This is a genomic window from Stenotrophomonas sp. 107298_Sma, assembly GCF_056480345.1.
On record NZ_CM151094.1, the window covers coordinates 1,296,083 to 1,318,586 of the forward strand.

A 22,504-nucleotide genomic window follows, 5' to 3' on the forward strand; every position below is an offset into this window, starting at 1 on the left:
CGTATTGTGCACCCGGCCCGGTGTCAGTGGTTTGTCAGCGTCCGTCCAGTTCGTCGTCGAAATCGTGCCAGCGGCGGCCGTCGTAGGCTTCCAGCGGTCGATAGCGCCGTTTGTAGTCCATCTTCTGATGCCCGCGGATCCAGTAGCCCAGGTACACGTGCGGCAGGCCCTCGCGGCGGGCCCATTCGATCTGCTGCAGGATCGCGAAGGTGCCCAGCCCACGCGCGGCATGGTCCGGGTCGAAGAAGGTGTAGACCGCCGACAGGCCATGCTCGGTGACGTCGGTCACCGCCACACCCAGCAGCTGGCTGGGCTGGCCATCTTGGCCCGGCAGGCGCATTTCCATGAAGCGGGTGTGTGACCAGCTGCCGATCAGGAACTGCTCGAACTCGTGCGGGCCGTGGTCATCCATGCCGCCATTGGCGTGGCGATGGGTGAGGTAGCGGTGATACAGCGCGAACAGGTCGTCGCGGGCGGTGGCGGCGGTGATCCGCACTTCCAGGTCTTCATTGCGGGCGGCACAGCGGCGCTGGCTGCGGTCGGGGGCGAAGCGAGCCACCGGAATACGCACCGCCACGCAGGCCTGGCAGTGTGCGCAGTGCGGGCGGTAGACCAGGTCGCCGCTGCGGCGGAAGCCCCAGCTCAATGCCAGCGGGTACAGGCCGCCGAGACGACGGTCGTGCGGGTCCAGCACCAGGTCGCGTGCCGCCCGGTCCGACCAGTACCCGCAGGGGTGCTCGCCGGTCTGGAAAAGTCGCAGTTCGTCGTCTCTGTCGCCGTGAATCGCCATGGGCACAGCATAGCCCCAGCCTGTCGCAGTGGCGGCGACTGTCCGCCGGATGAATGGAATCGGCAGCGGCGTCAACCGATGTCGCGCCCGGGCGTTGTTGTCTCCCGAGGGTGAAGTGATCACCCCGACGCAATCCCCATCCCCAGGAGTGACCCCATGATCCGTACCCCCCTGCTGCTGGCCCTGCTGCTCGGCACTTCCGCTACCGGTATCGCGCTCGCGGCCGACACCCCGACCACGCCGGCGCAGCGCCCGGCCAAGCTGGACACCAACGGCGACGGCGTCATCGACCGCAGCGAGGCCGCTGCCAACCCGCGCCTGGCCGCGAAGTTCGACGAGCTGGACAAGAACAAGGACGGCAAGCTCTCGCGCGATGAGCTGCCGCGCTGGCAGCATGGTCGCCGTGGTGGCCACGGCGGTGAGCGCTGGGCCAAGCTGGACGTCAACAAGGACGGCCGCATCAGCCGCGAGGAAGCCAAGGCCGATCCGCGCCTGGCCGCGCGCTTCGATCAGCTCGACCTCAACAAGGACGGTTACCTGGACAAGGCTGACCGCGAGCTGCGCATGAAGCAGCATCGTGATGCCTGGTTCGCCGCCGCCGACACCAACAAGGATGGCCAGCTGAGCAAGGCCGAGTTCGATGCCGCCAAGGGCCCGATGCACGGTGGCCCGCGCCACGGCGGCCCGCGTGACGGTGCCGCGCCGAAGCCGCAGCGCTGAGTTTCATTGCAATGATCGACGACAACGCCGGCGCACTGCCGGCGTTGTCCGCTACAGGCGGCCGCTGCGTGCCAGCGAATACAGCACCAGCGCGATGACCATCAGGTTCATCGCGATGATGCCGGTGCGGCCATACATGGATTCGTACTTCCAGTTGGTCCCGGTGCGCCCGCGCCGTGCCGAATCGCGCGCGATCATCGGTGCCATCACCCGTTGCAGCGGCACCAGGCACTGGTAGTTGACCACCCCCAGACCCACGGCCAGTACCGTCAGCTGTGCCCAGACCGGTGTCTGCAGCAGTACCGCAAGCAGGATCGCCAGGCACCAGAACATGCCCGTGATGATGTTGAGGTAGAGGAAGCGGCGCACGTCGGCGCGCTCGGACGCCGTTTCGGTGTACGACATCAGGAAGCGTCCGCCCAGATAGCTGCCGATCGCACCACCGACCACGCCGCCAATGACCGCCCCCCAGCTTTCGGCCGGCAGCACGTGCAGTTGGCCCAGCGTGGCGGTCAACGAGCCCATCGCGGTTCCGCCCGCAGCGCTGGCGCCGCCGAGGCCAAGCTTGCTGCCGCCGATGCCGACGCCGGTGCCGAGCAGGATCGCGGCGCTGGCCGTGCCGGGCGCGGCCACCAGCACCATCGACACCACGGCGGTGGCGAATGCCGCGCTCGGCGCACTGTTGCGGGCGAATTCGCCGAAGCGCTGCAGCAGGCCATCGCGCACCAGCGCGCGGGCGCGCGACAGGCGCTTGCGCACGGCCGCATCACTGAGCCCGAGCAGGTCGGCCACCTGCTGCGAACGCTGGCCTTCGCGGTAGTACAGCAACAGCACTTCGCGGCTGTCGGCGGGAAGGGCGGAGATGATGTCCTCGGCGGCGATCTCTTCTTCCACCCGCTGCAGGCGGTCGGCGGCCCCCGGGGTTGGATCGGCGGCCATGCCCAGTGCCACTTCGGCCGCCTCGCCGGTCAGTGGCCGGCCGCGCTGCGCGCGCAGCCAGTCGCGGGCCAGGTTGCGGGTGATCTGCCGCAGCCAGGGCAGGAAGCTGGTCGAGCTGCGCAGCTGATGCAGCTGCTGCCAGCCCTTCACGAACGCTTCCTGGGCGATGTCCTCACTGGCCTGGCGGTCGCGGGTAATGGCCAGCGCGATGGCGGTGACCGTGTTCTGGCAGGCCAGCACGATGCGGCCATAGGCATGCTGGCAGCCGCCAGCGGCCGCAGGCAGTTCGCGTTCCAGGGTCTGGTCGATCGATGCGGCGAAGGTCGTCATGGCGGCGGCTCTCCTGCTGGGATTGTGTCCCATGACGGAGCCGCGTGCCGGTTTGTGACCGGTCATTTGTCACGGTAGCGCCGGGCCATGCCGGCGGCCCTTCTACAGGGCGACACGGCTGCTGATGCAGGCCGCTGCGCTCGCCGGGCATGGCCCGGCGCTACCGCACCCGGTTACTTTGCGGGCTGGATCCGGACCCGCACTTCTTCCTCTTCCGGTGCCGCCTGCGGGGCCGGTTGCGTCGGCTGCGGCTGGGCCTGCGGGGCAGCGGCCGGTGCGACCGGCGCCGGGGCGCCCCGATGGCGCAGGCCGATCACCAGCGCCACGCCGGCGATGATCACCAGCAGGCCGATGCGGATGCGCCAGGCCCAGCCGCGGCCGCCGCTGGGGGCGGCGACGTCATCGCGGAAAGCGAACTCGGCGGTGGGATGATCGCGGCGGGTGGTGTCGAGCAGGCGTGCGTCGCGCAGGATCTCGCGGGCGCGCGGCTGGTCGTCGGCACGCACGATCCACACAGCGGGGTAGGCGTTGGCGTTGCCCAGTTCGGTATAGCTGAACTGGCCACGTCGACGGGTCTTGTACGAGCGCCCATTGGTCACCTTGACCTCGATGCCATGCTCGCGCAGGAGCTCGGCGACGCCTTCGACGGTTTCCACGCGCTGGCTGCTGAAAATCTGACGCATCGGATCAATCCTTGGCCGGCACGGCGGCCGCTGCTGCCTGGTCGGGAACGACGCGGATCAGGCCTTCCTGCGCGGTGCTGGCGACGAGTACGCCGTTGCGGGTGAAGAACTGGCCGCGGGCCAGACCGCGCGAATCCTGCGCGCTGGGGCTGTCCAGCGAGTACAGCAGCCAGTCGTCGGCGCGGAACGGGCGGTGGAACCAGATCGCGTGGTCGAGCGAGGCCATCTGCACGTGCGGGTGGTAGTAGCTGATGCCGTGCGGGAACGTGGCGGTGCCCAGCAGGTGGAAGTCCGAGGCATAGGCCAGCAGTGCCTGGTGCAGCTCGGGCGCATCGCCGACCGGCTCGCTCAGGCGCAGCCACACCTGGTGGTAGGGCGGGCGCTTGGGCGGATTGAGTTCATCGCGCGGATAGACATGGCGGAACTCGAACGGGCCGCCGCGCGACAGCCAGCGCTGCACCTTGATCGGCAGCCGTTCCAGCACTTCAGCCGGCAGCGGCCGGTTCGGCTCGATGTCTTCCGGCTGCGGCACCTCGGGCATCTTGTGCTGATGCTCGGCACCGGTTTCGGCCTGCTGGAACGAGGCCGCGCAGAAGAAGATCACCTTGCCGTGCTGGATCGCAGTGACCCGGCGCACCGAGAAGCTGCCGCCGTCGCGGGTACGGTCCACGTCGTAGACGATCGGGTGGTCGATGTTGCCGGCGCGCAGGAAGTAGGCGTGCAGCGAGTGCACGTGGCGGCCGTTGTCGACCGTGGCCTGTGCCGCAGCCAGCGCCTGGCCCAGCACCTGCCCGCCGAACACGTACTTGGTTCCGATGTCGCGGCTCTGCCCGCGGAACAGGTTGTCCTCCAGCCGCTCCAGGGTGAGCAGGTCGATCAGCTCGGAGACGACGGGTTCGGGCGTGTCGTTCAAGGGGGCGGCCACAGCAATGAAGAAGGCCTGATTATACCGGTCAGGGGTCAGATCCCTTTCGCATTGCGAAAGGGATCTGACCCCGGGCGCCACCCCGGGCGCGGGCGACCGTTACTTGCCCAGCCGGGCGACCAGCGCCTGCAGGGCGTTCTGCGCATCCGGGGCGAACCAGGCCTCGACGAAGCGGTCGAGCTGGATCAGGTCCGGTTGCAGCGCCACGTGCAGGTCGGCACGGGCAATCGCGCGGGTCAGCAGCATCGGCTGGCGCGGTTGCTTGAGCAGGTTCTGCAGCCAGGCCACCGCACGTGCCACCACCAGGTCGCCCTCGGCCAGTTCATCGACCAGACCGATCTGCACGGCCTGTTCGGCAGGCACCAGCGAACCGGTGGTCAGCAGGACGCCGGCGCGGTGCACGCCGACTGCGCGGCGCAGCAGGCGCTGGATGCCCTCCGGCGCGATCAGGCCCACCTGCACTTCGTTCAGGCCGATCGCATACGGGCGCGACGGATCGGCGCTGCGCGCCATCACCCGGTAATCGCAGCACAGGGCCAGCACGCAGCCACCGGCCGGCGCGTGGCCGGTGATCGCCGCGACCACCGGAATGCGGCTCTCGGCAAGTGTGCGCACGGCGCCGAAGAAAGCGTTCCAGGTGTCCAGAAGCTTGTGCTTGTCATCGCCATGCGAGAGCAGGTGCGGCACGTCCATGCCGCCCGTGAAGACGCGCTCGCTGCCCGACAGCACGATGCCGTGCGCGTCTTCAGCCATGGCCAGCTCGATGGCATGGATCAACTGCCGGCACAGTTCGGTGTCCAGCGCGTTGACCGGCGGCCGCGCCAGGCGTAGTTCGCGGATGGGGCCATGGTTGATCACCTCGATGAGCGTCGTCATGCTGCGGTCTCGTTGCGAAGAAGGAACCTGGGCGATGATAACCAAACCATTCGTTGGCGTACTGTTGGTTCTGTGTGCGGCCGCAGCATCGGCGTCGGCGGCGGAACCGGACTGCGTCAAGGTGGAGCAGGGCTGGGCGCGGCTGCCGCCGAACCCGGCGATGCCGATGACCGCCGGCTACGGCGTGATCCACAACGGCTGCAGCAAGGCGGTGGCGATCACCGGGGCGACCAGCAGCGGCTTCGCTGATGTGTCGCTGCACGAGACCACGATTGTCGATGGCGTCAGCCGGATGCGCGCGATCGAGCGCCTGCCGCTGGCACCGGGCGCGCGCGCCGAACTCAAGCCCGGTGGCCTGCACCTGATGCTGATGCAGGGCAAGGGCCCGTTGAAGGAAGGCCAGGCGCTGCCGCTGCGGCTGCAACTGGAAGGCGGCAGTGAAGCGAGCGCGACGCTGACCGTGCGCAAGGCTGCCCCGTGATGCACTGCCCGTTCCGCCGGGCCATGCCCGGCGAGCGCGTAGCGCGGTGAGGCTTTACGACCAGTCGTACGAGAACAGCACCGTGCGGCTTACCGGCTCGTACAGCATCACGATCGCATCGGCGCCAGTAGCGCACCAGTTGTAGCCGGCCACTTCGGCCACTGCGAAGAACGTGTTGCCATCGCGGCGGATGATTGCCAGCTCCGCATCATCCGGCGCATGCCGGTCGTTGGCGGCGTCGGTGAATTCCAGAGTGAAGGCGTTCGGGATGTCAGCCGTCTCGATCCAGTTGCCGCAGGAAATCTGTCCCCCCAGCGTATCCAGATAATCGCGCTCGCTGGGCTCACCCTTGCCGTAGCGCGAGTAGCAGGCGAGGCGACCGTGCGTGGCATGGTAATCGCGGGCCTTGGCGTAGCTCTCGCGCATCTGCGCGATGTGCTCCTGCGCATCCTTGTCCTGCACAGCATCGCCGATGAAATAACCCTCGTTGCCGAGGAAGCGCATCTCGTTGCAAGCGGTCAGCTCGAAGGCGATCCAGTTGGTGCCGGTGAACGCGTTGTGGTGCTCTTCGGTGGTCTCGCCGATGCAGCCGTCATACGGCTCGATCGGGCACAGCATTGTTGCCACCTGGCCGGCCAGTTCCGGTCGCAGTACGCCCAGGTCGATCTTCAGCAGCGGCAGCAGGTGCTGGCCGAGCCAGGCCTGGTCGGCAGTGAAGACGTCGGTGGGGAAGGGGACCATGCCGGGCAGCAGGTCGCGCAGTTCAGTCTGGTGGATCATGTCAGTCCTTTGAACGGGATCGGTAGCGCCGGCCGCTGGCCGGCAACCTCATTGCCGCCGAAGCGTGCCGACCAAGGTCGGCACCTACCAGGGCATGTCAGCTGGAGGCGCTGCGGATCGCGTCCGGCAACGGTGCGCTCTTGCCGGTCTGCGTATCCATCCACACCACCACCACGTTGCCATCCGAATACAGCTTCGACTCGTCCTGCTGGTCGACGATGCGGTGGCCGATGGTCACGCTGCTGTTGCCCAGGCGCTCGACGAACAGTTCAACCAGGATGTCGTTGGGCCATACGATCGGCAGCCGGTAGTTGACGTTGGTCGCGGCCACCACCGGTGCGATGCGGTCGGTCATCGACACGCCTTCCACACCCAGCATCCAGCGCACGCGCGCTTCTTCCAGGTAGGAGATGTACTTGGCGTTGTTCACATGGCCCATGCTGTCCATGTCACGCCAGCGCACGCTGATCGGAACGCGTGCCAGGATCTTGTGCTCGTTGCTCATCAGGCATCCTTCTTCTTGCGGGGCGAAGCGGTCTTGCTGGCCTTGCCGGTGCTCTTGGCAGCGGCCGCCTTCTTCGCCGGCTTCTCCGGCTTGACCTTGCGCGGCGGGCGCGCATCGGGCTTGTTGGCCACGGCGGCGGGCTGGTCCGGGCGGGCGCAGGTGGAGGGCAGCATGCGGGCCAGGAACTGGCCGGTATACGACTGCGGGCAGGCCGCCACGTCTTCCGGCGTGCCAGTGACCAGGATGGTGCCACCGCGATGGCCACCTTCCGGACCCAGATCGACGATCCAGTCGGCGGTCTTGATCACGTCCAGGTTGTGCTCGATCACCACCACCGTGTTGCCTTCGTCGCGCAGCTTGTGCAACACGCCCAGCAGCGCTTCGATGTCGTGGAAGTGCAGGCCGGTGGTCGGCTCGTCGAGGATGTACAGGGTGCGCCCGGTATCGCGGCGCGACAGTTCCTTGGACAGCTTCACGCGCTGCGCTTCACCGCCGGACAGCGTGGTCGCGCTCTGGCCCAGCTTGATGTAGCTCAGGCCGACGTCGACCAGTGTCTCCAGCTTGCGCGCGATCGATGGCACGGGCTCGAACAGCTTCAGTGCATCCTCGACGGTCATTTCCAGCACGTCGCTGATGTTGAAGCCCTTGTAGACGATCTCCAGCGTCTCGCGGTTGTAGCGCTTGCCGTGGCAGACATCGCAGGGCACATACACGTCCGGCAGGAAGTGCATCTCGACCTTGATCAGACCATCGCCCTGGCAGGCCTCGCAGCGGCCACCGCGCACGTTGAAGCTGAAGCGGCCCGGCGAGTAGCCGCGTGCACGTGCTTCGGGCACCTGGGCGAACAGTTCGCGCAGGGGGGTGAACAGACCGGTGTAGGTGGCCGGGTTCGAGCGCGGGGTGCGGCCGATCGGCGACTGGTCGATGTCCACCACCTTGTCGAACAGATCCAGGCCATCGATCTCCTTGTAGGGGGCGATCGGGTGCGAGGCACCGTTGATCTCGTTGGCAGCCAGCGAGAACAGGGTGTCGTTGATCAGGGTCGACTTGCCCGAGCCGGACACGCCGGTCACGCAGGTCAGCAGGCCCGACGGAATCGCCAGGTCCACGCCCTTCAGGTTGTTGCCGCTGGCGCCGCGCAGGTGCAGCGTCATCTTCGGGTTCGGCTTGTGCCGGCGCGCGGGGATCTCGATCGCACGCTTGCCGGACAGGTACTGGCCGGTCAGCGAGCGCGGTGCCTCCAGGATGTCCTGCAGGGTGCCCTGGCCGACGATCTCACCACCGTGCACGCCCGCGCCCGGACCGATGTCCAGCACGTAGTCCGCCAGGCGGATCGCGTCCTCGTCATGCTCGACCACGATCACCGTGTTGCCCAGGTCGCGCAGGCGGGTGAGCGTACCGAGCAGGCGTTCGTTGTCGCGCTGGTGCAGGCCGATCGATGGCTCGTCGAGCACGTACATCACGCCGACCAGGCCGGCACCGATCTGGCTGGCCAGGCGGATGCGCTGTGCCTCGCCACCGGACAGGGTGTCGGCCTTGCGCTCCAGGGTCAGGTAATCCAGGCCGACATCGACCAGGAAGCCGAGGCGTTCGCCGATCTCCTTGACGATCTTCGCGGCGATCTCGCCACGCCAGCCCGGCAGGCTCAGTTCACTGAAGAACTTCAGTGCCTCGTCGATCGGCAGCACCACCAGCTCGGGCAGCGGGCGGTCGGCCACGAACACGTTGCGCGCGGCCTTGTTCAGGCGCGCGCCGTTGCATTCCGGGCACGGCCGTTCGCTGATGTACTTGGACAGCTCCTCGCGCACCGCCGGCGACTCGGTTTCCTTGTAGCGGCGTTCGAGGTTGGGAATGATGCCCTCGAAGCGGTGCTTGCGCTGGGTACGGCCACCGGCTTCGGTGAAGTAGGTGAAGGTGATCGCTTCATCGCCGCTGCCATACAGCACGGCTTGCTGCACGCTGTCCGGCAACGAATTCCACGCCGCGTCGACATCGAACTTGTAGTGCTTGGCCAGCGAGGCGATCAGCTGGAAGTAATAGGCGTTGCGACGGTCCCAGCCACGCACGGCGCCGGCGGCCAGCGACAGCTCCGGGTGCACGACCACGCGCGAGGGATCGAAGAACTCGGCCATGCCCAGGCCATCGCAGCCGGGGCAGGCGCCCATCGGCGCATTGAACGAGAACAGGCGCGGTTCCAGCTCAGGCAGCGAGTAATCGCAGACCGGGCAGGAATACTTGGAGGAGAACAGCGTCGGCGTGCTGTCGGCAGTGTCCAGGCTCTGCACCGAGGCCATGCCGTCGCCCAGCTTCAGCGCAGTCTCGAAGCTCTCGGCCAGGCGCTGCTTGATGTCCTCGCGCGGGCGGAAGCGGTCGATCACCGCTTCGATGGTGTGCTTCTGGCGCAGTGCGAGCGCTGGAACCTCGTCGATCTCGTACAGCTCGCCATCCACGCGCACGCGTACGAAGCCCTGCGCGCGCAGCTGGTCGAACACCTGGGCGTGCTCGCCCTTGCGGTCGCGGATCACCGGCGCCAGCAGCATGTAGCGCTGCTCCGGATCCAGCGTCAGCACGTGGTCGACCATCTGGCTGACCGTCTGCGCTTCCAGCGGGTAGCCATGGTCCGGGCAGCGCGGAGTGCCGACGCGGGCATACAGCAGGCGCAGGTAATCGTAGATCTCGGTGATCGTGCCGACCGTCGAACGCGGGTTGTGCGAGGTCGACTTCTGCTCGATCGAGATGGCCGGAGACAGGCCTTCGATGTGGTCCAGGTCTGGCTTTTCCATCACGCTCAGGAACTGGCGCGCATAGGCCGACAGCGACTCGACGTAGCGGCGCTGGCCTTCTGCATAGATGGTGTCGAACGCCAGCGAGGACTTGCCCGAACCGGACAGGCCGGTGATCACGATCAGCTTGTCGCGGGGCAGGTCGAGGTCGAGGTTCTTCAGGTTGTGCGTCCGCGCGCCGCGGATGCGGATGAAATCCATCGCCATGGGGGATCCGGTTGTGGGGGCGTTGGCTGGATGCCGGGCCAGCAGGGAACGGCAATCGGTCAGCCTACCGAGGTGACCAGATGGGGGCAATGGGCGACAATGCCAGCCCGGAGTCTCACCTGCTGAGACCGCCCGACAGGCGGGGGTCAGATCCCTTTTCACACGGTGAAAAGGGATCTGACCCCGTTCCGGCCCGGCCTCCAGAGCCGTTCAGGGGTTGACTTGACCCGTCCCCGGTGGTCCACGTACAATTCCGCTCCTGTCCGCCCTCGATGGCGGCAGTCCATAGACCACAATAACTACAGAGGAAGTCTGGTCATGTACGCAGTACTGGTCACCGGCGGTAAGCAATACCGCGTGGCGCAGGGCGAAAAGCTCCGCATTGAAAAGCTCGAAGTCGAAGTCGGCAGCGAGATCAAGTTCGACAACATCCTGCTGCTCGGCGACAGCGATGGCATCAAGATCGGCGACGCCCTGAGCGGCGCTGCGGTCACTGCCACCGTCCTGTCCCAGGGTCGTGCTGACAAGGTCCGGATCATCAAGTTCCGTCGCCGCAAGCACCACATGAAGCGTCAGGGTCACCGTCAGTACTACACCGAAATCGAGATCACCGGCATTGCCGGTGGCAGCAAGTAAGGAGATAGGTCATGGCACATAAAAAAGGCGTAGGCTCTTCGCGCAACGGTCGCGACTCCAACCCGAAGTACCTCGGCGTCAAGATCTTCGGTGGCCAGGCCATCGAAGCCGGCAACATCATCGTGCGTCAGCGCGGCACCCAGTTCCACCCGGGTTCCGGCGTTGGCCTGGGCCGTGACCACACCCTGTTCGCCCTCGTGGACGGCAAGGTGGAGTTCTCGGTCAAGGGCGCCAAGAAGCGTCGCACCGTCAGCGTCGTGTCGGTCGAAGCCTGATAAGGCTTGGCTGGCTGCCATGCCCCGGCATGGTGTTGCTGGTCGAATCGCACGCTGCATGAAGAGCCCCGCTTCGGCGGGGCTTTTCGTTGGAATCAGTGGTACAACGGGCACGGCCCGATCGCGGGGCGCGGCCCCGGCAGCCGGAGCACATCCGGCCCGACATTCAAGCAAGGCGGCGGCACGCAGGCCGCGCCCATCGCAGGCATCGAAACAATGAAACTGGTAGACGAAGCAGAAATCGAAGTGTTCGCCGGCAACGGCGGCAACGGCTGCATTGGCTTCCGTCGCGAGAAGTTCATTCCGCTCGGCGGCCCGGACGGCGGCGACGGCGGTGCGGGCGGCAGCGTGTACATCCGCGCCGACGAAAACCTGAACACCCTGGTCGACTTCCGCCATGACCGCATCTTCAAGGCGCAGCGCGGCGAGAACGGCATGGGCCGCCAGGCCTATGGCAAGGGTGGCGAAGACCTGACCATCACCGTGCCGGTTGGCACCGTGATCATCAACGTGGCCACCGACGAAGTCATCGGCGACCTGACCCAGCATGGCGACCGCCTGCTGGTGGCGCAGGGCGGTCGTGGTGGCCTCGGCAACATGCACTTCAAGAGCTCGACCAACCGCTCGCCGCGCCAGGCGCTGCCGGGCGAGCCGGGCGAAGAGCGCACGCTGAAGCTGGAGCTGAAGCTGCTGGCCGATGTCGGCCTGCTGGGTTTCCCCAACGCTGGCAAGAGCACCCTGATCCGTGCCGTTTCGGCGGCGACGCCTAAGGTGGCCGATTACCCGTTCACCACGCTGTACCCGAACCTGGGTGTGGTGAAGGTGGAGAACTACCGCAGCTTCGTGATTGCCGACATTCCGGGCCTGATCGAAGGCGCCGCCGACGGTGCCGGCCTGGGCGCGCAGTTCCTGCGCCATCTGCAGCGCACCCGCCTGCTGCTGCACCTGGTGGACATTTCCCCCATGGAAGGCGGCGTGGAAGGCATTTCCCCGGTCGAGCAGGTACGTGCCATCGAGCGTGAGCTGGAGAAGCATGACCCGGAGCTGCTGCAGAAGCCGCGCTGGCTGGTGCTGAACAAGGCTGACCTGATGTTCGAGGACGAGGCCAAGGCTGCGGCCGAGCAGATCGTCGCTGAGCTGGGCTGGAAGGAGCCGTGGTTCCTGGTTTCCGCGCTGGGTCGCGAAGGCACCTTCCCGATCATGAGCCGGATCATGGCGTTCTTTGATCGCCAGAAGGAAGATGAGCTGGAAGCTGCCCGCAACGCGTAACGATGACGTTGTGGTTCCGCGTGAAAAACCCGGCTTCGGCCGGGTTTTTTTGTTGTTGGGGTCAGATCCCTTTTCCGCTGGAAAAGGGATCTGGCCCCGGGCGTGCAGGCAACAAAAAACCCGGCCGAAGCCGGGCTTTTGCGTGCTGCCGGAACCGAAGCCCCGGCAACCAACCGGATCAGGCGGCCGCGAGGGCCTTGATGCGGTCATTCAGGCGGCTCTTGTGGCGGGCAGCCTTGTTCTTGTGGATCAGGCCACGCGCGCTGAAGCGATCCAGGATCGGCTGGGCAACGGCGAAGGCGGCTTGGGCGCCGGCGGCATCGTTGGCGTCCAGCGCCTTGATCACTTTCTTGACAGCGGTGCGCAGCATCGAGCGCTGAGCCACGTTGCGCGCGTTGCGCACGACGGTCTGCTTGGCGCGCTTCTTGGCGGACTTGATATTGGCCACGGTGGTGGTTTCCTGAAAAAATCGGTGTTATGGGAACAGCTAGCTAGCTAGTATGATGGCCCGAGAAATGCACGTCAAGTCGATTGTCAAGAGGGACGCTGAGTGAGTTCACCGAAGATGTTGCGAGGCCTGCTGTCGTTCAGCAGCATGACCATGGTCTCGCGGGTGCTCGGACTTGTCCGTGACCAGGTGATCACCACCACGTTCGGCACCAATGCGGTCACCGATGCGTTCTGGGTTGCCTTCAGGGTACCCAATTTCCTGCGGCGATTGTTCGCCGAGGGCTCCTTCGCCACCGCATTCGTGCCGGTGTTCACGGAAGTGAAGGAAACCCGCAGCCACGCCGAGCTGCGCGAACTGATGGCCCGCACCGCCGGTACCCTGGGCGGCATCCTGATGCTGGTGACCGCGCTGGCGCTGATCTTCGCCCCGCAGCTGGCCTCGGTCTTCTCAAGTGGCGTTGATACCGACCCGGTGAAGCAGGGCCTGCTGGTCGACCTGTTCCGCCTGACCTTCCCGTTCCTGCTGTTTGTCTCGCTGACCGCACTGGCCGGTGGTGCGCTGAACAGCTTCCAGCGCTTCGCCATGCCGGCGCTGACCCCGGTCATCCTCAACCTGTGCATGATCGCCGGTGCGCTGTGGCTGGCCCCGCGGTTGGGCGGTACCCCGGAAAAGCAGATCCTGGCCCTGGGCTGGGCGGTGCTGGCCGCAGGCATCCTGCAGCTGCTGTTCCAGCTGCCCTCGCTGAAAGGCATCAACCTGTTGACCCTGCCGCGCTGGGGATGGACCCATCCGGGCGTGCGCAAGGTGATGACGCTGATGGTGCCGACCCTGTTTGGTTCCTCGGTGGCACAGATCAACCTGCTGCTGGACACCGTCATCGCCGCCAAGCTGACCGACGGCTCGCAGTCCTGGCTGTCGCTGGCCGATCGCTTCCTGGAGCTGCCGCTGGGCGTGTTCGGCGTGGCGCTGGGTACGGTGATCCTGCCGGCGCTGGCTCGTCATCACGTGAGCACCGACCGCGAGGGCTTCTCGCGCTCGCTGGACTGGGGCCTGCGCATGACCCTGCTGATTTCGGTGCCAGCCATGCTGGGCCTGCTGCTGCTGGCTGAACCGCTGATCGCGACCATCTTCCAGCACGGCCAGTTCAGCGCCTTCGATACCCGCATGACCGCGCTGTCGGTGTACGGCTTGAGCTTCGGCCTGCCGGCGTTCGCCTTGCTGAAGGTGGTGCTGCCGGCGTTCTATGCGCGCCAGGACACCAAGACCCCGGTGCGCGCCGGCGTGGTCGCACTGGTGGCCAACATGGTGTTCAACTTCGCCCTGCTGGCGGTGCTGTACCAGGTGATGGTGCCGGACGAACTGAAGGCGCAGGGCGTGATGGCCGCCATCGGCAAGCAGCCGGGCCTGCACCTGGCGCTGGGCATTGCCAGCGCGCTGTCCAGTTACCTGAACCTTGGCCTGCTCTGGTACTGGCTGGGCAAGACCGATGTCTACCAGCGTCGGCCGGGTTGGGGCGGCTATCTGGTACGCCTGCTGCTGGCCTGCGCGGCCATGGTCGGCGTACTGCTGGCCCTGCTGTACTGGCTGCCGGGCTTCTCGGCAATGGGTGCATGGGAGCGGATCGGCGCACTGGCACTGCTGGTCGGTGGCGGTGGCGCGACCTATGCGGTGGCCATGGTGGCGATGGGCTTCCGCCCGCGCGACCTGCGCGGGCATTGATCACGGCCCGTGGCGGCTATACTTCAGGGTTACACCATTGAAGCGGCGGCCCCGGTTGGGCCGGAACGAGAGTTGATGAGCAGGCTGTTCAGAAGCGTCGAGGGCGGGGAGCTGTTCCCCAACGGAAGCGTGGTCTGTATCGGTGCATTCGACGGCCTCCATCTGGGCCATCGTGCGCTGGTCCGCCACGCGGTTGCCCGCGCGCGCGCCTTGGGCGTGGCCGCGGTTGCCGTGGCGTTCGAGCCGTTGCCGCGTGAATTCTTCGCCCAGGGCATGCCGCCGCCGCGGCTGACCCTGGCGCGCAGCAAGGTCGAGATCCTGCGCGAGCTCGGCGTCGATGCGATCGGCCTGCTGCGTTTCGACGCAGCGATGGCGGCGATGCCGGCCGAGACGTTCGTGCGCCAGCTGCTGGTCAATCGCCTGAGTGCGCGTGAGGTCTGGATCGGTCCGGAGTTCTGTTTCGGCAACCGCCGTCGCGGCGACCTGGCCCTGCTGCAGAAGCTCGGCGCCGAGCTCGGTTTCAGCGCTGGCGAGATCGAAGCGGTCGACCTGCATGGCGAGCGCATTTCCAGCACCCGCATCCGCCAGTTGCTGCAGGACGGCGACTTCGCCCGTGCGGGCGACCTGCTCGGCCGCCCGTATGCGATCAGCGGCCGGGTGGTGCGTGGGCGCCAGCTTGGCCGTACGCTGGGCTTCCCCACTGCCAACCTGCGTTTCCCGAAGACCCCGGCGTTGTCGGGCATCTACGCAACCTGGGTGCACGGCGTGTTCGACCAGCCGTGGCCTTCGGTATCCAGCTTCGGCACGCGGCCGACAGTGGAGGGTGTGGAGCCGTTGCTGGAAGCCCACCTGTTCGATTTCCAGGGCGATCTGTACGGGCGCCACATCGAAGTCGAATTCGTCGCCAAGCTGCGCGACGAAGAAAAATTCAATGATCTGGCGGCGCTGACCGACCAGATGCACCGTGACGCCGAACAGGCGCGCGCCATCCTTTCCGAACATAGATTGCGAGCCACTGCGTGAGCCAGGACTACAAGACCACCCTGAACCTGCCAGCCACCGAATTCCCGATGCGCGGCGACCTGCCCAAGCGCGAGCCGGGCATTCTGGCGCGGTGGGAAGAGCAGGGGCTCTACCAGCAGCTGCGCGACAACGCCGCCGGCCGCCCGCTGTTCGTGCTGCACGACGGGCCGCCGTACGCCAACGGCCGCATCCACCTGGGCCACGCGGTCAACAAGATCCTGAAGGACATCATCGTCAAGTCGCGCTACCTGGCCGGCTTCGATGCGCCCTACGTGCCGGGTTGGGACTGCCACGGCCTGCCGATCGAGATCGCGGTCGAGAAGAAGTGGGGCAAGGTCGGCACCAAGCTCGACGCCGTCGAGTTCCGGCAGAAGTGCCGTGAGTTCGCCGAAGAGCAGATCAACATCCAGCGCGTGGACTTCAAGCGCCTGGGCGTGACCGGTGACTGGGACAACCCGTACAAGACCCTGAGCTTCGACTTCGAAGCCAACGAGATCCGTGCGCTGGCCAAGGTCGTGGCCAACGGCCACCTGCTGCGTGGTGCGAAGCCGGTGTACTGGTGCTTCGACTGTGGCTCGGCGCTGGCCGAGGCCGAGATCGAGTACCAGGAAAAGGAATCGCCGGCGATCGACGTGGCCTACACCGCGCGCGACGCGCAGGCCATCGGCCAGGCGTTCGGCGTGAGCGTGCCGGCCGATGTCGAAGTGGCTGTGCCGATCTGGACCACCACGCCGTGGACGCTGCCGGCTTCGCTGGCCGTTTCGCTGGGCGCGGACATCCGCTACGTGCTGGCCGAAGGCCCGGCCAACAACGGCAAGCGCCGCTGGCTGGTGCTGGCTGCCGCCCTGGCCGAGCGCGCACTGCAGCGCTACGGCGTGGAAGCGGTGGTGCTGCACGGTGAGGCGGACGGTTCGGCGCTGGAAAACCAGCTGCTGGCGCACCCGTTCTACCCGGAGCGCGGGATCCTGGTGCTCAACGGCGAGCATGTGTCCGATGAGGACGGTACCGGTGCGGTGCACACCGCCCCCGGCCACGGCCAGGAAGATTACGTGGTCAGCCAGAAGTACGGCCTGCTGGACAAGTACAACGCCGGCCAGGTGACCCCGATCGATGGCCGTGGCGTGTACCTGGAATCGACCCCGCCGGCCGGTGACGTGGTGCTGGCCGGCCAGCACCTGTGGAAGGCGCAGGAGGCCATCGTCGGCGTGCTGCGCGACAACGGCGCGCTGCTGGCCTTCCACCCGATCCGCCACAGCTACCCGCATTGCTGGCGCCACAAGACGCCGGTGGTGTTCCGCGCCACCCCGCAGTGGTTCATCTCGATGGACAAGGCCAACCTGCGCAACGATGCGCTGGCCGCCATCGACAACGTGGGCTGGTTCCCGAGCTGGGGCAAGGCACGCATCCAGAGCATGGTCGATGGCCGCCCGGACTGGACCATCTCGCGCCAGCGCACCTGGGGCGTGCCGATCGCACTGTTCACTCATCGCCAGACCGGCGAGATCCACCCGCGTTCGGTGGAGCTGATGCAGCAGGTCGCCGACCGCGTCGAAGCCGAGGGCATCGACGTGTGGTATTCGCTGGATGCCGCCGAACTGCTGGGCGCTGAAGCGGCCGACTACGAGAAGGTCACCGACATCCTCGATGTCTGGTTCGACTCGGGCGTGACCCATGAAGGCGTGCTTGCGGCGCGTGGCTTCGGCAAGCCGGCCGACCTGTACCTTGAAGGTTCCGACCAGCACCGCGGCTGGTTCCAGTCCTCGCTGCTGACCGGCGTGGCGATCGACAAACGCGCGCCGTACAAGCAGTGCCTGACCCACGGCTTCACCGTGGACGAGCACGGCCGCAAGATGTCCAAGTCGCTGGGCAACGGCATCGAGCCGCAGGACATCATGAACAAGCTGGGCGCGGACATCCTGCGCCTGTGGATCGCCTCGGCCGACTACAGCAACGAGATGTCGCTGTCGCAGGAAATCCTCAAGCGCAACGCCGACGCCTACCGCCGCCTGCGCAACACCGCGCGCTTCCTGCTCGGCAACCTGGACGGTTTCGATCCGGCCCAGCACCTGCAACCGCTGGACCAGATGGTCGCGCTGGACCGCTGGATCGTGCATCGCGCGTGGGAGCTGCAGGAGAAGATCAAGGCGGCCTACGACGGCTACAACATGGCCGAGATCGTGCAGCTGCTGCTGAACTTCTGCAGCGTGGACCTGGGCTCGCTGTACCTGGACGTGACCAAGGATCGCCTGTACACGATGCCGACCGATTCCAGCGGTCGCCGTTCGGCACAGAGCGCGATGTACCACATCGCCGAAGCATTCACCCGCTGGGTCGCGCCGATCCTGACCTTCACCGCCGACGAGCTGTGGGGCTACCTGCCGGGCGAACGCGCCGAGCATGTGCTGTTCACCACCTGGTACGACGGCCTGGCGCCGCTGCCGGCCGATGCCCAGCTCAACGCCGCCGACTTCGACCAGCTGCTGGCCGTGCGCGAGCAGGTGGCCAAGGTGCTCGAGCCGATGCGTGCCAACGGCGCCATCGGTGCCGCGCTGGAAGCGGAGATCACCATCGCCGCCAGCGAAGAGCAGGCCGCGCGCTGGCAGCCGCTGGCCGATGAACTGCGTTTCCTGTTCATCAGCGGCGACGTGCAGGTGCGCCCGGCAACCACCGACGAGGTATTCGTCAGTGCCCAGCCGACCACCAAGGCCAAGTGCGTGCGCTGCTGGCACCACCGCGCCGACGTCGGCAGCAACGCCGACCATCCGGAACTGTGCGGCCGCTGCGTGAGCAACATCACCGGCGCCGGTGAAGTGCGGAGCTGGTTCTGATGGCCGCGCCCCGTCCGCATCCGAACGCCCTGGTCTGGCTGCTGCTGTCGGCGGCCATCATCGGCCTGGACCAGTGGTCCAAGGCGTGGGTCCTGTCGAGCCTGCCGGAGTTCCAGCCGGTGGTGGTCATCGACGGCTTCTGGAACTGGTACCGCACCTACAACACCGGTGCGGCGTTCAGTTTCCTGAGCGACGCCGGTGGCTGGCAGAAGCACTTCTTCACCGTGCTGGCGATCGCCATCAGTGGCCTGATGGCCTGGTGGCTGCGCGGCACCGCCCGTGGCAACTGGAAGGCGGCGGTGCCGTATGCGCTGATCATCGGCGGCGCCATCGGAAACGTGATCGACCGCCAGGTGCACGGCCACGTGGTCGATTTCATCCAGTGGTACGTGGGCAGCTACACCTGGCCCTCGTTCAACATCGCCGATTCGGCCATCGTGGTCGGTGCCGTCGGCATCGCCCTGTTCGGCCTGTTCGACGGCAAGTCCGCCAAAAAGGCGGATAATGCCAATCCGAAACCGTAAGCCGGCCGCTGCCGGGAGACTGAACTGATGGATGTGCTGCTCGCCAACCCGCGTGGATTCTGTGCCGGCGTCGATCGTGCGATCGAGATCGTCAAGCGCGCGATCGAAACGCTGGGCGCGCCCATCTATGTCCGCCATGAGGTGGTGCACAACCGCTTCGTGGTCGATGACCTGAAGCAGCGCGGCGCGATCTTCGTCGAGGAACTGGATGAAGTGCCGGACAACAACACGGTCATCTTCAGTGCGCACGGCGTGTCCCAGGCCGTGCGCCAGGAAGCCGAACGCCGTGGCCTGAAGGTGTTCGACGCCACCTGCCCGCTGGTGACGAAGGTCCACTTCGAAGTTGCCCGCCACTGCCGTGCTGGCCGTGACGTGGTGCTGATCGGCCACGCCGGTCACCCCGAAGTGGAAGGCACCATGGGCCAGTGGAACCGCGAAGCCGGTACCGGCCAGATCTATCTGGTGGAAGACGTGGAGCAGGTTGCCACGCTGCAGATCAAGCAGCCGGAAAACTTCGCCTACACCACCCAGACCACGTTGTCGGTGGACGACACGCGCGGCATCATCGATGCGCTGCGCGAGCGCTTCCCGGCAATGCAAGGGCCGAAGAACGACGATATCTGCTACGCCACCCAGAACCGCCAGGATGCCGTGCGCGACCTGGCCAAGCGCTGCGATCTGGTGCTGGTGGTCGGTTCGCCGAACAGCTCCAACTCCAACCGCCTGAGTGAGCTGGCCCGCCGCGAAGGCGTGGAGTCGTACCTGATCGACGGTGCGCACGAGATCGACCCGGCGTGGGTGGTGGGCAAGCAGCACATCGGCGTGACCGCTGGTGCCTCGGCGCCGCAGGTGCTGGTCGATGGCGTGCTGGCGCGGCTGGCCGAGCTGGGTGCCAACGGCGTCGGTGAGCTGGATGGCGAGCCGGAATCGATGGTGTTCGCACTGCCGAAGGAACTGCGCCTGCGCCTGGTCGACTGATCGGGCCTGACTCTGGTGGGTGCGAACCTTGGTTCGCACTGCCGGATGGCGTTTTGCCACATCAGGCCGGAGCGCCACCGACCATGACCTTCGGCCATGGGGCCGCGCACTCGACAGGCCTAGCATCAAAGGTTCTACCGCTGCTGGAACCTGCCCGATGAAGATCCGTGCCCTGGTGATGTCCGTGCTGTTCGCGCTGGCCGCCACGCCTGCGCTGGCGCAGACCTCGCCACAGGCGAACGCGGCGGCCCCCGGCCTGCTGCGCATCGATGTGGACGCGCGCGATCTGGCCCGGCGCATCTTCAAGGTGACTGCCACGGTGCCGGCCAAGCCCGGCCCGATGACCCTGCTGTACCCGCAGTGGATTCCAGGCAACCATTCGCCGACCGGCCCGATCGACAAGCTGGCCGGCCTGCGTGTGACTGCCAACGGCAAGCCGCTGGCCTGGCAGCGCGACCAGTTCAACGTCTATGCGTTCAAGGTGAACGTGCCCGAGGGCGTGAGCGAGATTGTCGCCCACTTCGATTTCCTGTCCTCGCAGGGCGGCAGCCAGGGCCGGGTGGTGATGACCCCGGAAATGCTCAACCTGCAGTGGAACGCCAACTCGCTGTATCCGGCCGGTGTCGATGCGCGGCAGCTGCAGGCGCAGGCCAGCGTGACCCTGCCCAAGGGCTGGTCGTTCGCCACCGCGTTGGAGACCGCGCGCCGCGACGGTGACACCGTGGTGTTCAAGCCGATCTCCTATGACCACCTGGTCGATTCGCCGCTGTTTGCCGGCGAGCACCACCAGCGCATCGACCTCGACCCCGGCGCGAAGGTGCCGGTGCATCTGAACGTGTTCGCCGACGACGCCAAGTCGCTGAAGCCGACCGACGAACAGATCAAGCTGCACCGCGCGCTGGTGCAGCAGGCCGACAAGCTCTATGGCGCGCGCCATTACAACCACTACGAGTTCCTGCTGGCGTTGACCGACCGCCTCGGCGGCATCGGTCTGGAACACCACCGTTCCAGCGAAAACAGCGCCGAGCCGGGCTACTTCACCGAGTGGGAAAAGAGCGCGTGGATGCGCGATCTGCTGCCGCACGAATACACCCACTCCTGGAACGGCAAGTACCGCCGCGGCGCGGACTTGGCCACTGCCAACTTCAACGTGCCGATGGGCGACAGCCTGCTGTGGGTGTATGAGGGGCAGACCCAGTTCTGGGGACAGGTGCTGGCCGCACGCTCGGGGCTGTGGTCCACCGACCAGGCACGCGACATGCTGGCCAACGTGGCCGCGACCTACGACCGTGGCCGTCCGGGCCTGGCCTGGCGCCCGCTGCAGGACACCACCAACGACCCGACCATTGCTCAGCGCCGTACGCTGCCTTATCGCAACTACCAGATGAGCGAGGACTACTACTCCGGCGGCCAGATGCTGTGGCTGGAAGTGGAGGGCAAGCTGCGCGAACTGAGTGGCAACCGGCGCAGCCTGGACGACTTCGCACGTGCGTTTTTCGGCGTCGGTAATGGCGATTGGGACGTCAATCCGTACACCTTCGATGATGTAGTCGCGACCTTGAACGGCATCGCGCCGTATGACTGGGCCACGTTCCTGCGCGGGCGCCTGGACGGCCATGGTTCGTTGACCGGCGGCCTCGAACTGGCGGGCTGGAAGCTGGTCTATCGCGATGCCCCGAACGATGCCTACAAGGCGCAGGAGAAGCGCGCCAAGGCCGCGTTGCTGGCCTATTCGCTGGGCGCGACCGTGCTCGACAACGGCACGGTCGGTGACGTGATCTGGGACAGCCCGGCGTTCAACGCCGGTCTTGCACCCGGCATGAAGGTAATCGCGGTTGGTGGCCGCGAATACAGCAGCCAGCGCTTGAAGGATGCAGTGGCGGCCGCAGCAAAGGACAAGGCGCCGATCGTGTTGCTGGTGAAGCAGTTCGATCGCATCGAAACGATGAGCATCGCCTACCACGGTGGCCTGCAGTATCCGGTGCTGGAGCGCATTGCCGGCAAGCCTGACCGCCTCGCAGAGCTGTGGAAGGCGCGATGAAACCGCGCGCCCGCGATGGTCTGATCCTGCTGATGGCAATCCTCGCCATCGTCGGGGCCTTCCTGCAGGGTGATGGGCGCTGGCTGCACTGGCTGGCCAAGCCGGCCACCACGCTGCTGATCGCTGCCATCGCCTGGCGCGTGCACGATCCCGCACAGCCGTTCTACCGCCGCGCGGTGCTGGCCGGCATGCTGCTCTCGTGCGTGGGCGACATTGCGCTGATGCTGCCGGTGGACGCGTTCGTGCCGGGCCTGGTCGCCTTCCTGCTGGCGCACGTCTGCTACATCGTCGCCTTCCGCGATGGCCTGCGTGCCGGGCGTGGGCTGGTCGGCGCCGGTGTGCTGCTCGGTGCGTTTGCCGTGCTCAACGTGCTGGGCCTGTGGCCGCACCTGCCGGCGCCGATGCGCATTCCGGTACTGGCGTATGTGGTGGTGCTGGCGTCGATGGCGGTGCTGGCCCTGGCACGGCAGTGGCGCAGCCCGCAGCCCGATGCCGTGGAAGCCCGAAGCGCCCGCTGGGCCGCGGCAGGTGCATTGCTGTTCGTGGCCAGCGATTCACTGCTGGCCTGGGACCGCTTCGCCGGCGGCCTGCCGTTGGCCAGCCTGCTGGTGTTGTCCACGTACTACGGCGCGCAGTACGCCATCGCGCGCTCGGTGAAGTAGCAGAAAGGGGACGGTGGGGATTAAGTCGTGTACGACCTGATGCCACATACGACTTAATCCCCTCCGTCCCCTTTTTTCG

General features: G+C 66.6%; 21 protein-coding genes. 12 read left to right on the top strand and 9 right to left on the bottom strand.

Annotated elements, in window-relative coordinates; genetic code table 11:
- Positions 1-34: 34 nt before the first annotated feature.
- Positions 35-790 carry an arginyltransferase gene (locus ACZK2G_RS06125; RefSeq protein ID WP_046985248.1) on the bottom strand — a complete coding sequence of 252 codons (756 nt, stop codon included), beginning with the start codon at positions 788-790 and terminating at the stop codon, positions 35-37.
- 156 nt (positions 791-946) lie between these two features.
- On the opposite strand from ACZK2G_RS06125, the gene ACZK2G_RS06130 reads away from it, so the two are divergent.
- Complete coding sequence (locus tag ACZK2G_RS06130) at positions 947-1,510, top strand: EF-hand domain-containing protein (protein WP_136638361.1); 564 nt, start codon at positions 947-949, stop codon at positions 1,508-1,510.
- 51 nt (positions 1,511-1,561) lie between these two features.
- Here ACZK2G_RS06130 and ACZK2G_RS06135 read toward each other — a convergent pair whose 3' ends face one another.
- From ACZK2G_RS06135 to ACZK2G_RS06150, 4 genes are all read right to left on the bottom strand, one after another.
- Positions 1,562-2,779 carry an RNA polymerase sigma factor gene (locus ACZK2G_RS06135; protein WP_253079759.1) on the bottom strand — a complete coding sequence of 406 codons (1,218 nt, stop codon included), beginning with the start codon at positions 2,777-2,779 and terminating at the stop codon, positions 1,562-1,564.
- A gap of 173 nt (positions 2,780-2,952) precedes the next feature.
- Entirely contained in the window at positions 2,953-3,462 is a 510-nt protein-coding gene (locus ACZK2G_RS06140; RefSeq protein ID WP_046988009.1) for a pathogenicity-like protein, read from the bottom strand.
- Between the two features lie 4 nt (positions 3,463-3,466).
- On the bottom strand, positions 3,467-4,387 hold the full coding sequence (tesB, locus tag ACZK2G_RS06145) for an acyl-CoA thioesterase II (protein WP_004148214.1): 921 nt from the start codon (positions 4,385-4,387) through the stop codon (positions 3,467-3,469).
- A gap of 99 nt (positions 4,388-4,486) precedes the next feature.
- On the bottom strand, positions 4,487-5,263 hold the full coding sequence (locus tag ACZK2G_RS06150) for an enoyl-CoA hydratase/isomerase family protein (RefSeq protein ID WP_012510409.1): 777 nt from the start codon (positions 5,261-5,263) through the stop codon (positions 4,487-4,489).
- Between the two features lie 34 nt (positions 5,264-5,297).
- Between ACZK2G_RS06150 and ACZK2G_RS06155 the strand changes: the two genes are divergently transcribed.
- A complete protein-coding gene (locus ACZK2G_RS06155) occupies positions 5,298-5,744 on the top strand; it encodes a copper chaperone PCu(A)C (protein ID WP_136638359.1) in 447 nt (148 codons plus the stop codon).
- Positions 5,745-5,798: 54 nt separating this feature from the next.
- Here the strand turns inward: ACZK2G_RS06155 and ACZK2G_RS06160 are convergent, their stop codons facing one another.
- From ACZK2G_RS06160 to uvrA, 3 genes are all read right to left on the bottom strand, one after another.
- The gene (locus ACZK2G_RS06160; protein ID WP_478474933.1) at positions 5,799-6,524 is read right to left on the bottom strand and encodes an enolase; all 726 of its coding nucleotides are present in this window, start codon (positions 6,522-6,524) and stop codon (positions 5,799-5,801) included.
- Between the two features lie 97 nt (positions 6,525-6,621).
- Positions 6,622-7,029 (bottom strand): acyl-CoA thioesterase, encoded by a 408-nt coding sequence (locus ACZK2G_RS06165; RefSeq protein ID WP_136638357.1) that lies wholly within the window; start codon positions 7,027-7,029, stop codon positions 6,622-6,624.
- Entirely contained in the window at positions 7,029-10,019 is a 2,991-nt protein-coding gene (uvrA, locus tag ACZK2G_RS06170; protein WP_478474936.1) for an excinuclease ABC subunit UvrA, read from the bottom strand. The genes ACZK2G_RS06165 and uvrA overlap by 1 nt, the downstream gene beginning before the upstream one ends.
- 318 nt (positions 10,020-10,337) lie before the next feature.
- On the opposite strand from uvrA, the gene rplU reads away from it, so the two are divergent.
- The 3 genes from rplU (at position 10,338) to cgtA (ending at position 12,199) form a co-directional block, all read left to right on the top strand.
- Positions 10,338-10,655, top strand: a complete 318-nt coding sequence (gene rplU / locus ACZK2G_RS06175; RefSeq protein WP_004148331.1) for a 50S ribosomal protein L21 — start codon at positions 10,338-10,340, stop codon at positions 10,653-10,655.
- 11 nt (positions 10,656-10,666) lie between these two features.
- The gene (gene rpmA / locus ACZK2G_RS06180; RefSeq protein WP_004148333.1) at positions 10,667-10,930 is read left to right on the top strand and encodes a 50S ribosomal protein L27; all 264 of its coding nucleotides are present in this window, start codon (positions 10,667-10,669) and stop codon (positions 10,928-10,930) included.
- Between the two features lie 216 nt (positions 10,931-11,146).
- Positions 11,147-12,199: an Obg family GTPase CgtA gene (gene cgtA / locus ACZK2G_RS06185; protein WP_253079762.1), complete on the top strand. Its 1,053-nt coding sequence runs from the start codon at positions 11,147-11,149 to the stop codon at positions 12,197-12,199.
- A gap of 178 nt (positions 12,200-12,377) precedes the next feature.
- On the opposite strand, the gene rpsT is transcribed toward cgtA, so the two are convergent.
- Complete coding sequence (rpsT, locus tag ACZK2G_RS06190; RefSeq protein ID WP_004148449.1) at positions 12,378-12,647, bottom strand: 30S ribosomal protein S20; 270 nt, start codon at positions 12,645-12,647, stop codon at positions 12,378-12,380.
- Positions 12,648-12,764: 117 nt separating this feature from the next.
- Between rpsT and murJ the strand changes: the two genes are divergently transcribed.
- From murJ to ACZK2G_RS06225, 7 genes are all read left to right on the top strand, one after another.
- Positions 12,765-14,369, top strand: coding sequence for a murein biosynthesis integral membrane protein MurJ (murJ, locus tag ACZK2G_RS06195; RefSeq protein ID WP_046983303.1), 1,605 nt, complete (start codon positions 12,765-12,767; stop codon positions 14,367-14,369).
- 75 nt (positions 14,370-14,444) lie between these two features.
- Complete coding sequence (locus tag ACZK2G_RS06200; RefSeq protein ID WP_478474939.1) at positions 14,445-15,392, top strand: bifunctional riboflavin kinase/FAD synthetase; 948 nt, start codon at positions 14,445-14,447, stop codon at positions 15,390-15,392.
- Positions 15,389-18,220: an isoleucine--tRNA ligase gene (ileS, locus tag ACZK2G_RS06205; RefSeq protein WP_046983301.1), complete on the top strand. Its 2,832-nt coding sequence runs from the start codon at positions 15,389-15,391 to the stop codon at positions 18,218-18,220. The genes ACZK2G_RS06200 and ileS overlap by 4 nt, the downstream gene beginning before the upstream one ends.
- The gene (lspA, locus tag ACZK2G_RS06210; RefSeq protein ID WP_046983300.1) at positions 18,220-18,744 is read left to right on the top strand and encodes a signal peptidase II; all 525 of its coding nucleotides are present in this window, start codon (positions 18,220-18,222) and stop codon (positions 18,742-18,744) included. Before ileS ends, lspA begins: the two co-directional genes overlap by 1 nt.
- A gap of 27 nt (positions 18,745-18,771) precedes the next feature.
- Positions 18,772-19,722, top strand: a complete 951-nt coding sequence (gene ispH / locus ACZK2G_RS06215) for a 4-hydroxy-3-methylbut-2-enyl diphosphate reductase (protein WP_004148461.1) — start codon at positions 18,772-18,774, stop codon at positions 19,720-19,722.
- 157 nt (positions 19,723-19,879) lie between these two features.
- Positions 19,880-21,763 carry a M61 family metallopeptidase gene (locus ACZK2G_RS06220; protein WP_478474942.1) on the top strand — a complete coding sequence of 628 codons (1,884 nt, stop codon included), beginning with the start codon at positions 19,880-19,882 and terminating at the stop codon, positions 21,761-21,763.
- Positions 21,760-22,425 (top strand): lysoplasmalogenase, encoded by a 666-nt coding sequence (locus ACZK2G_RS06225; protein ID WP_478474944.1) that lies wholly within the window; start codon positions 21,760-21,762, stop codon positions 22,423-22,425. The genes ACZK2G_RS06220 and ACZK2G_RS06225 overlap by 4 nt, the downstream gene beginning before the upstream one ends.
- The last annotated feature ends 79 nt before the right edge of the window (positions 22,426-22,504 follow it).

Bases quoted from the DNA above. Each gene is read 5' to 3' on its own strand.
- lspA (WP_046983300.1), top strand. From the start codon at position 18,220: ATGGCCGCGCCCCGTCCGCATCCGAACGCCCTGGTCTGGCTGCTGCTG.
- ACZK2G_RS06130 (WP_136638361.1), top strand. From the start codon at position 947: ATGATCCGTACCCCCCTGCTGCTGGCCCTGCTGCTCGGCACTTCCGCT.
- ACZK2G_RS06125 (WP_046985248.1), bottom strand. From the start codon at position 790: ATGGCGATTCACGGCGACAGAGACGACGAACTGCGACTTTTCCAGACC.
- cgtA (WP_253079762.1), top strand. From the start codon at position 11,147: ATGAAACTGGTAGACGAAGCAGAAATCGAAGTGTTCGCCGGCAACGGC.
- ACZK2G_RS06200 (WP_478474939.1), top strand. From the start codon at position 14,445: ATGAGCAGGCTGTTCAGAAGCGTCGAGGGCGGGGAGCTGTTCCCCAAC.
- ACZK2G_RS06225 (WP_478474944.1), top strand. From the start codon at position 21,760: ATGAAACCGCGCGCCCGCGATGGTCTGATCCTGCTGATGGCAATCCTC.
- murJ (WP_046983303.1), top strand. From the start codon at position 12,765: ATGTTGCGAGGCCTGCTGTCGTTCAGCAGCATGACCATGGTCTCGCGG.
- ACZK2G_RS06150 (WP_012510409.1), bottom strand. From the start codon at position 5,263: ATGACGACGCTCATCGAGGTGATCAACCATGGCCCCATCCGCGAACTA.
- rpmA (WP_004148333.1), top strand. From the start codon at position 10,667: ATGGCACATAAAAAAGGCGTAGGCTCTTCGCGCAACGGTCGCGACTCC.
- ACZK2G_RS06160 (WP_478474933.1), bottom strand. From the start codon at position 6,524: ATGATCCACCAGACTGAACTGCGCGACCTGCTGCCCGGCATGGTCCCC.
- uvrA (WP_478474936.1), bottom strand. From the start codon at position 10,019: ATGGCGATGGATTTCATCCGCATCCGCGGCGCGCGGACGCACAACCTG.
- ACZK2G_RS06165 (WP_136638357.1), bottom strand. From the start codon at position 7,029: ATGAGCAACGAGCACAAGATCCTGGCACGCGTTCCGATCAGCGTGCGC.
- ACZK2G_RS06155 (WP_136638359.1), top strand. From the start codon at position 5,298: ATGATAACCAAACCATTCGTTGGCGTACTGTTGGTTCTGTGTGCGGCC.
- ACZK2G_RS06140 (WP_046988009.1), bottom strand. From the start codon at position 3,462: ATGCGTCAGATTTTCAGCAGCCAGCGCGTGGAAACCGTCGAAGGCGTC.
- ACZK2G_RS06220 (WP_478474942.1), top strand. From the start codon at position 19,880: ATGAAGATCCGTGCCCTGGTGATGTCCGTGCTGTTCGCGCTGGCCGCC.
- ispH (WP_004148461.1), top strand. From the start codon at position 18,772: ATGGATGTGCTGCTCGCCAACCCGCGTGGATTCTGTGCCGGCGTCGAT.
- ACZK2G_RS06135 (WP_253079759.1), bottom strand. From the start codon at position 2,779: ATGACGACCTTCGCCGCATCGATCGACCAGACCCTGGAACGCGAACTG.
- rplU (WP_004148331.1), top strand. From the start codon at position 10,338: ATGTACGCAGTACTGGTCACCGGCGGTAAGCAATACCGCGTGGCGCAG.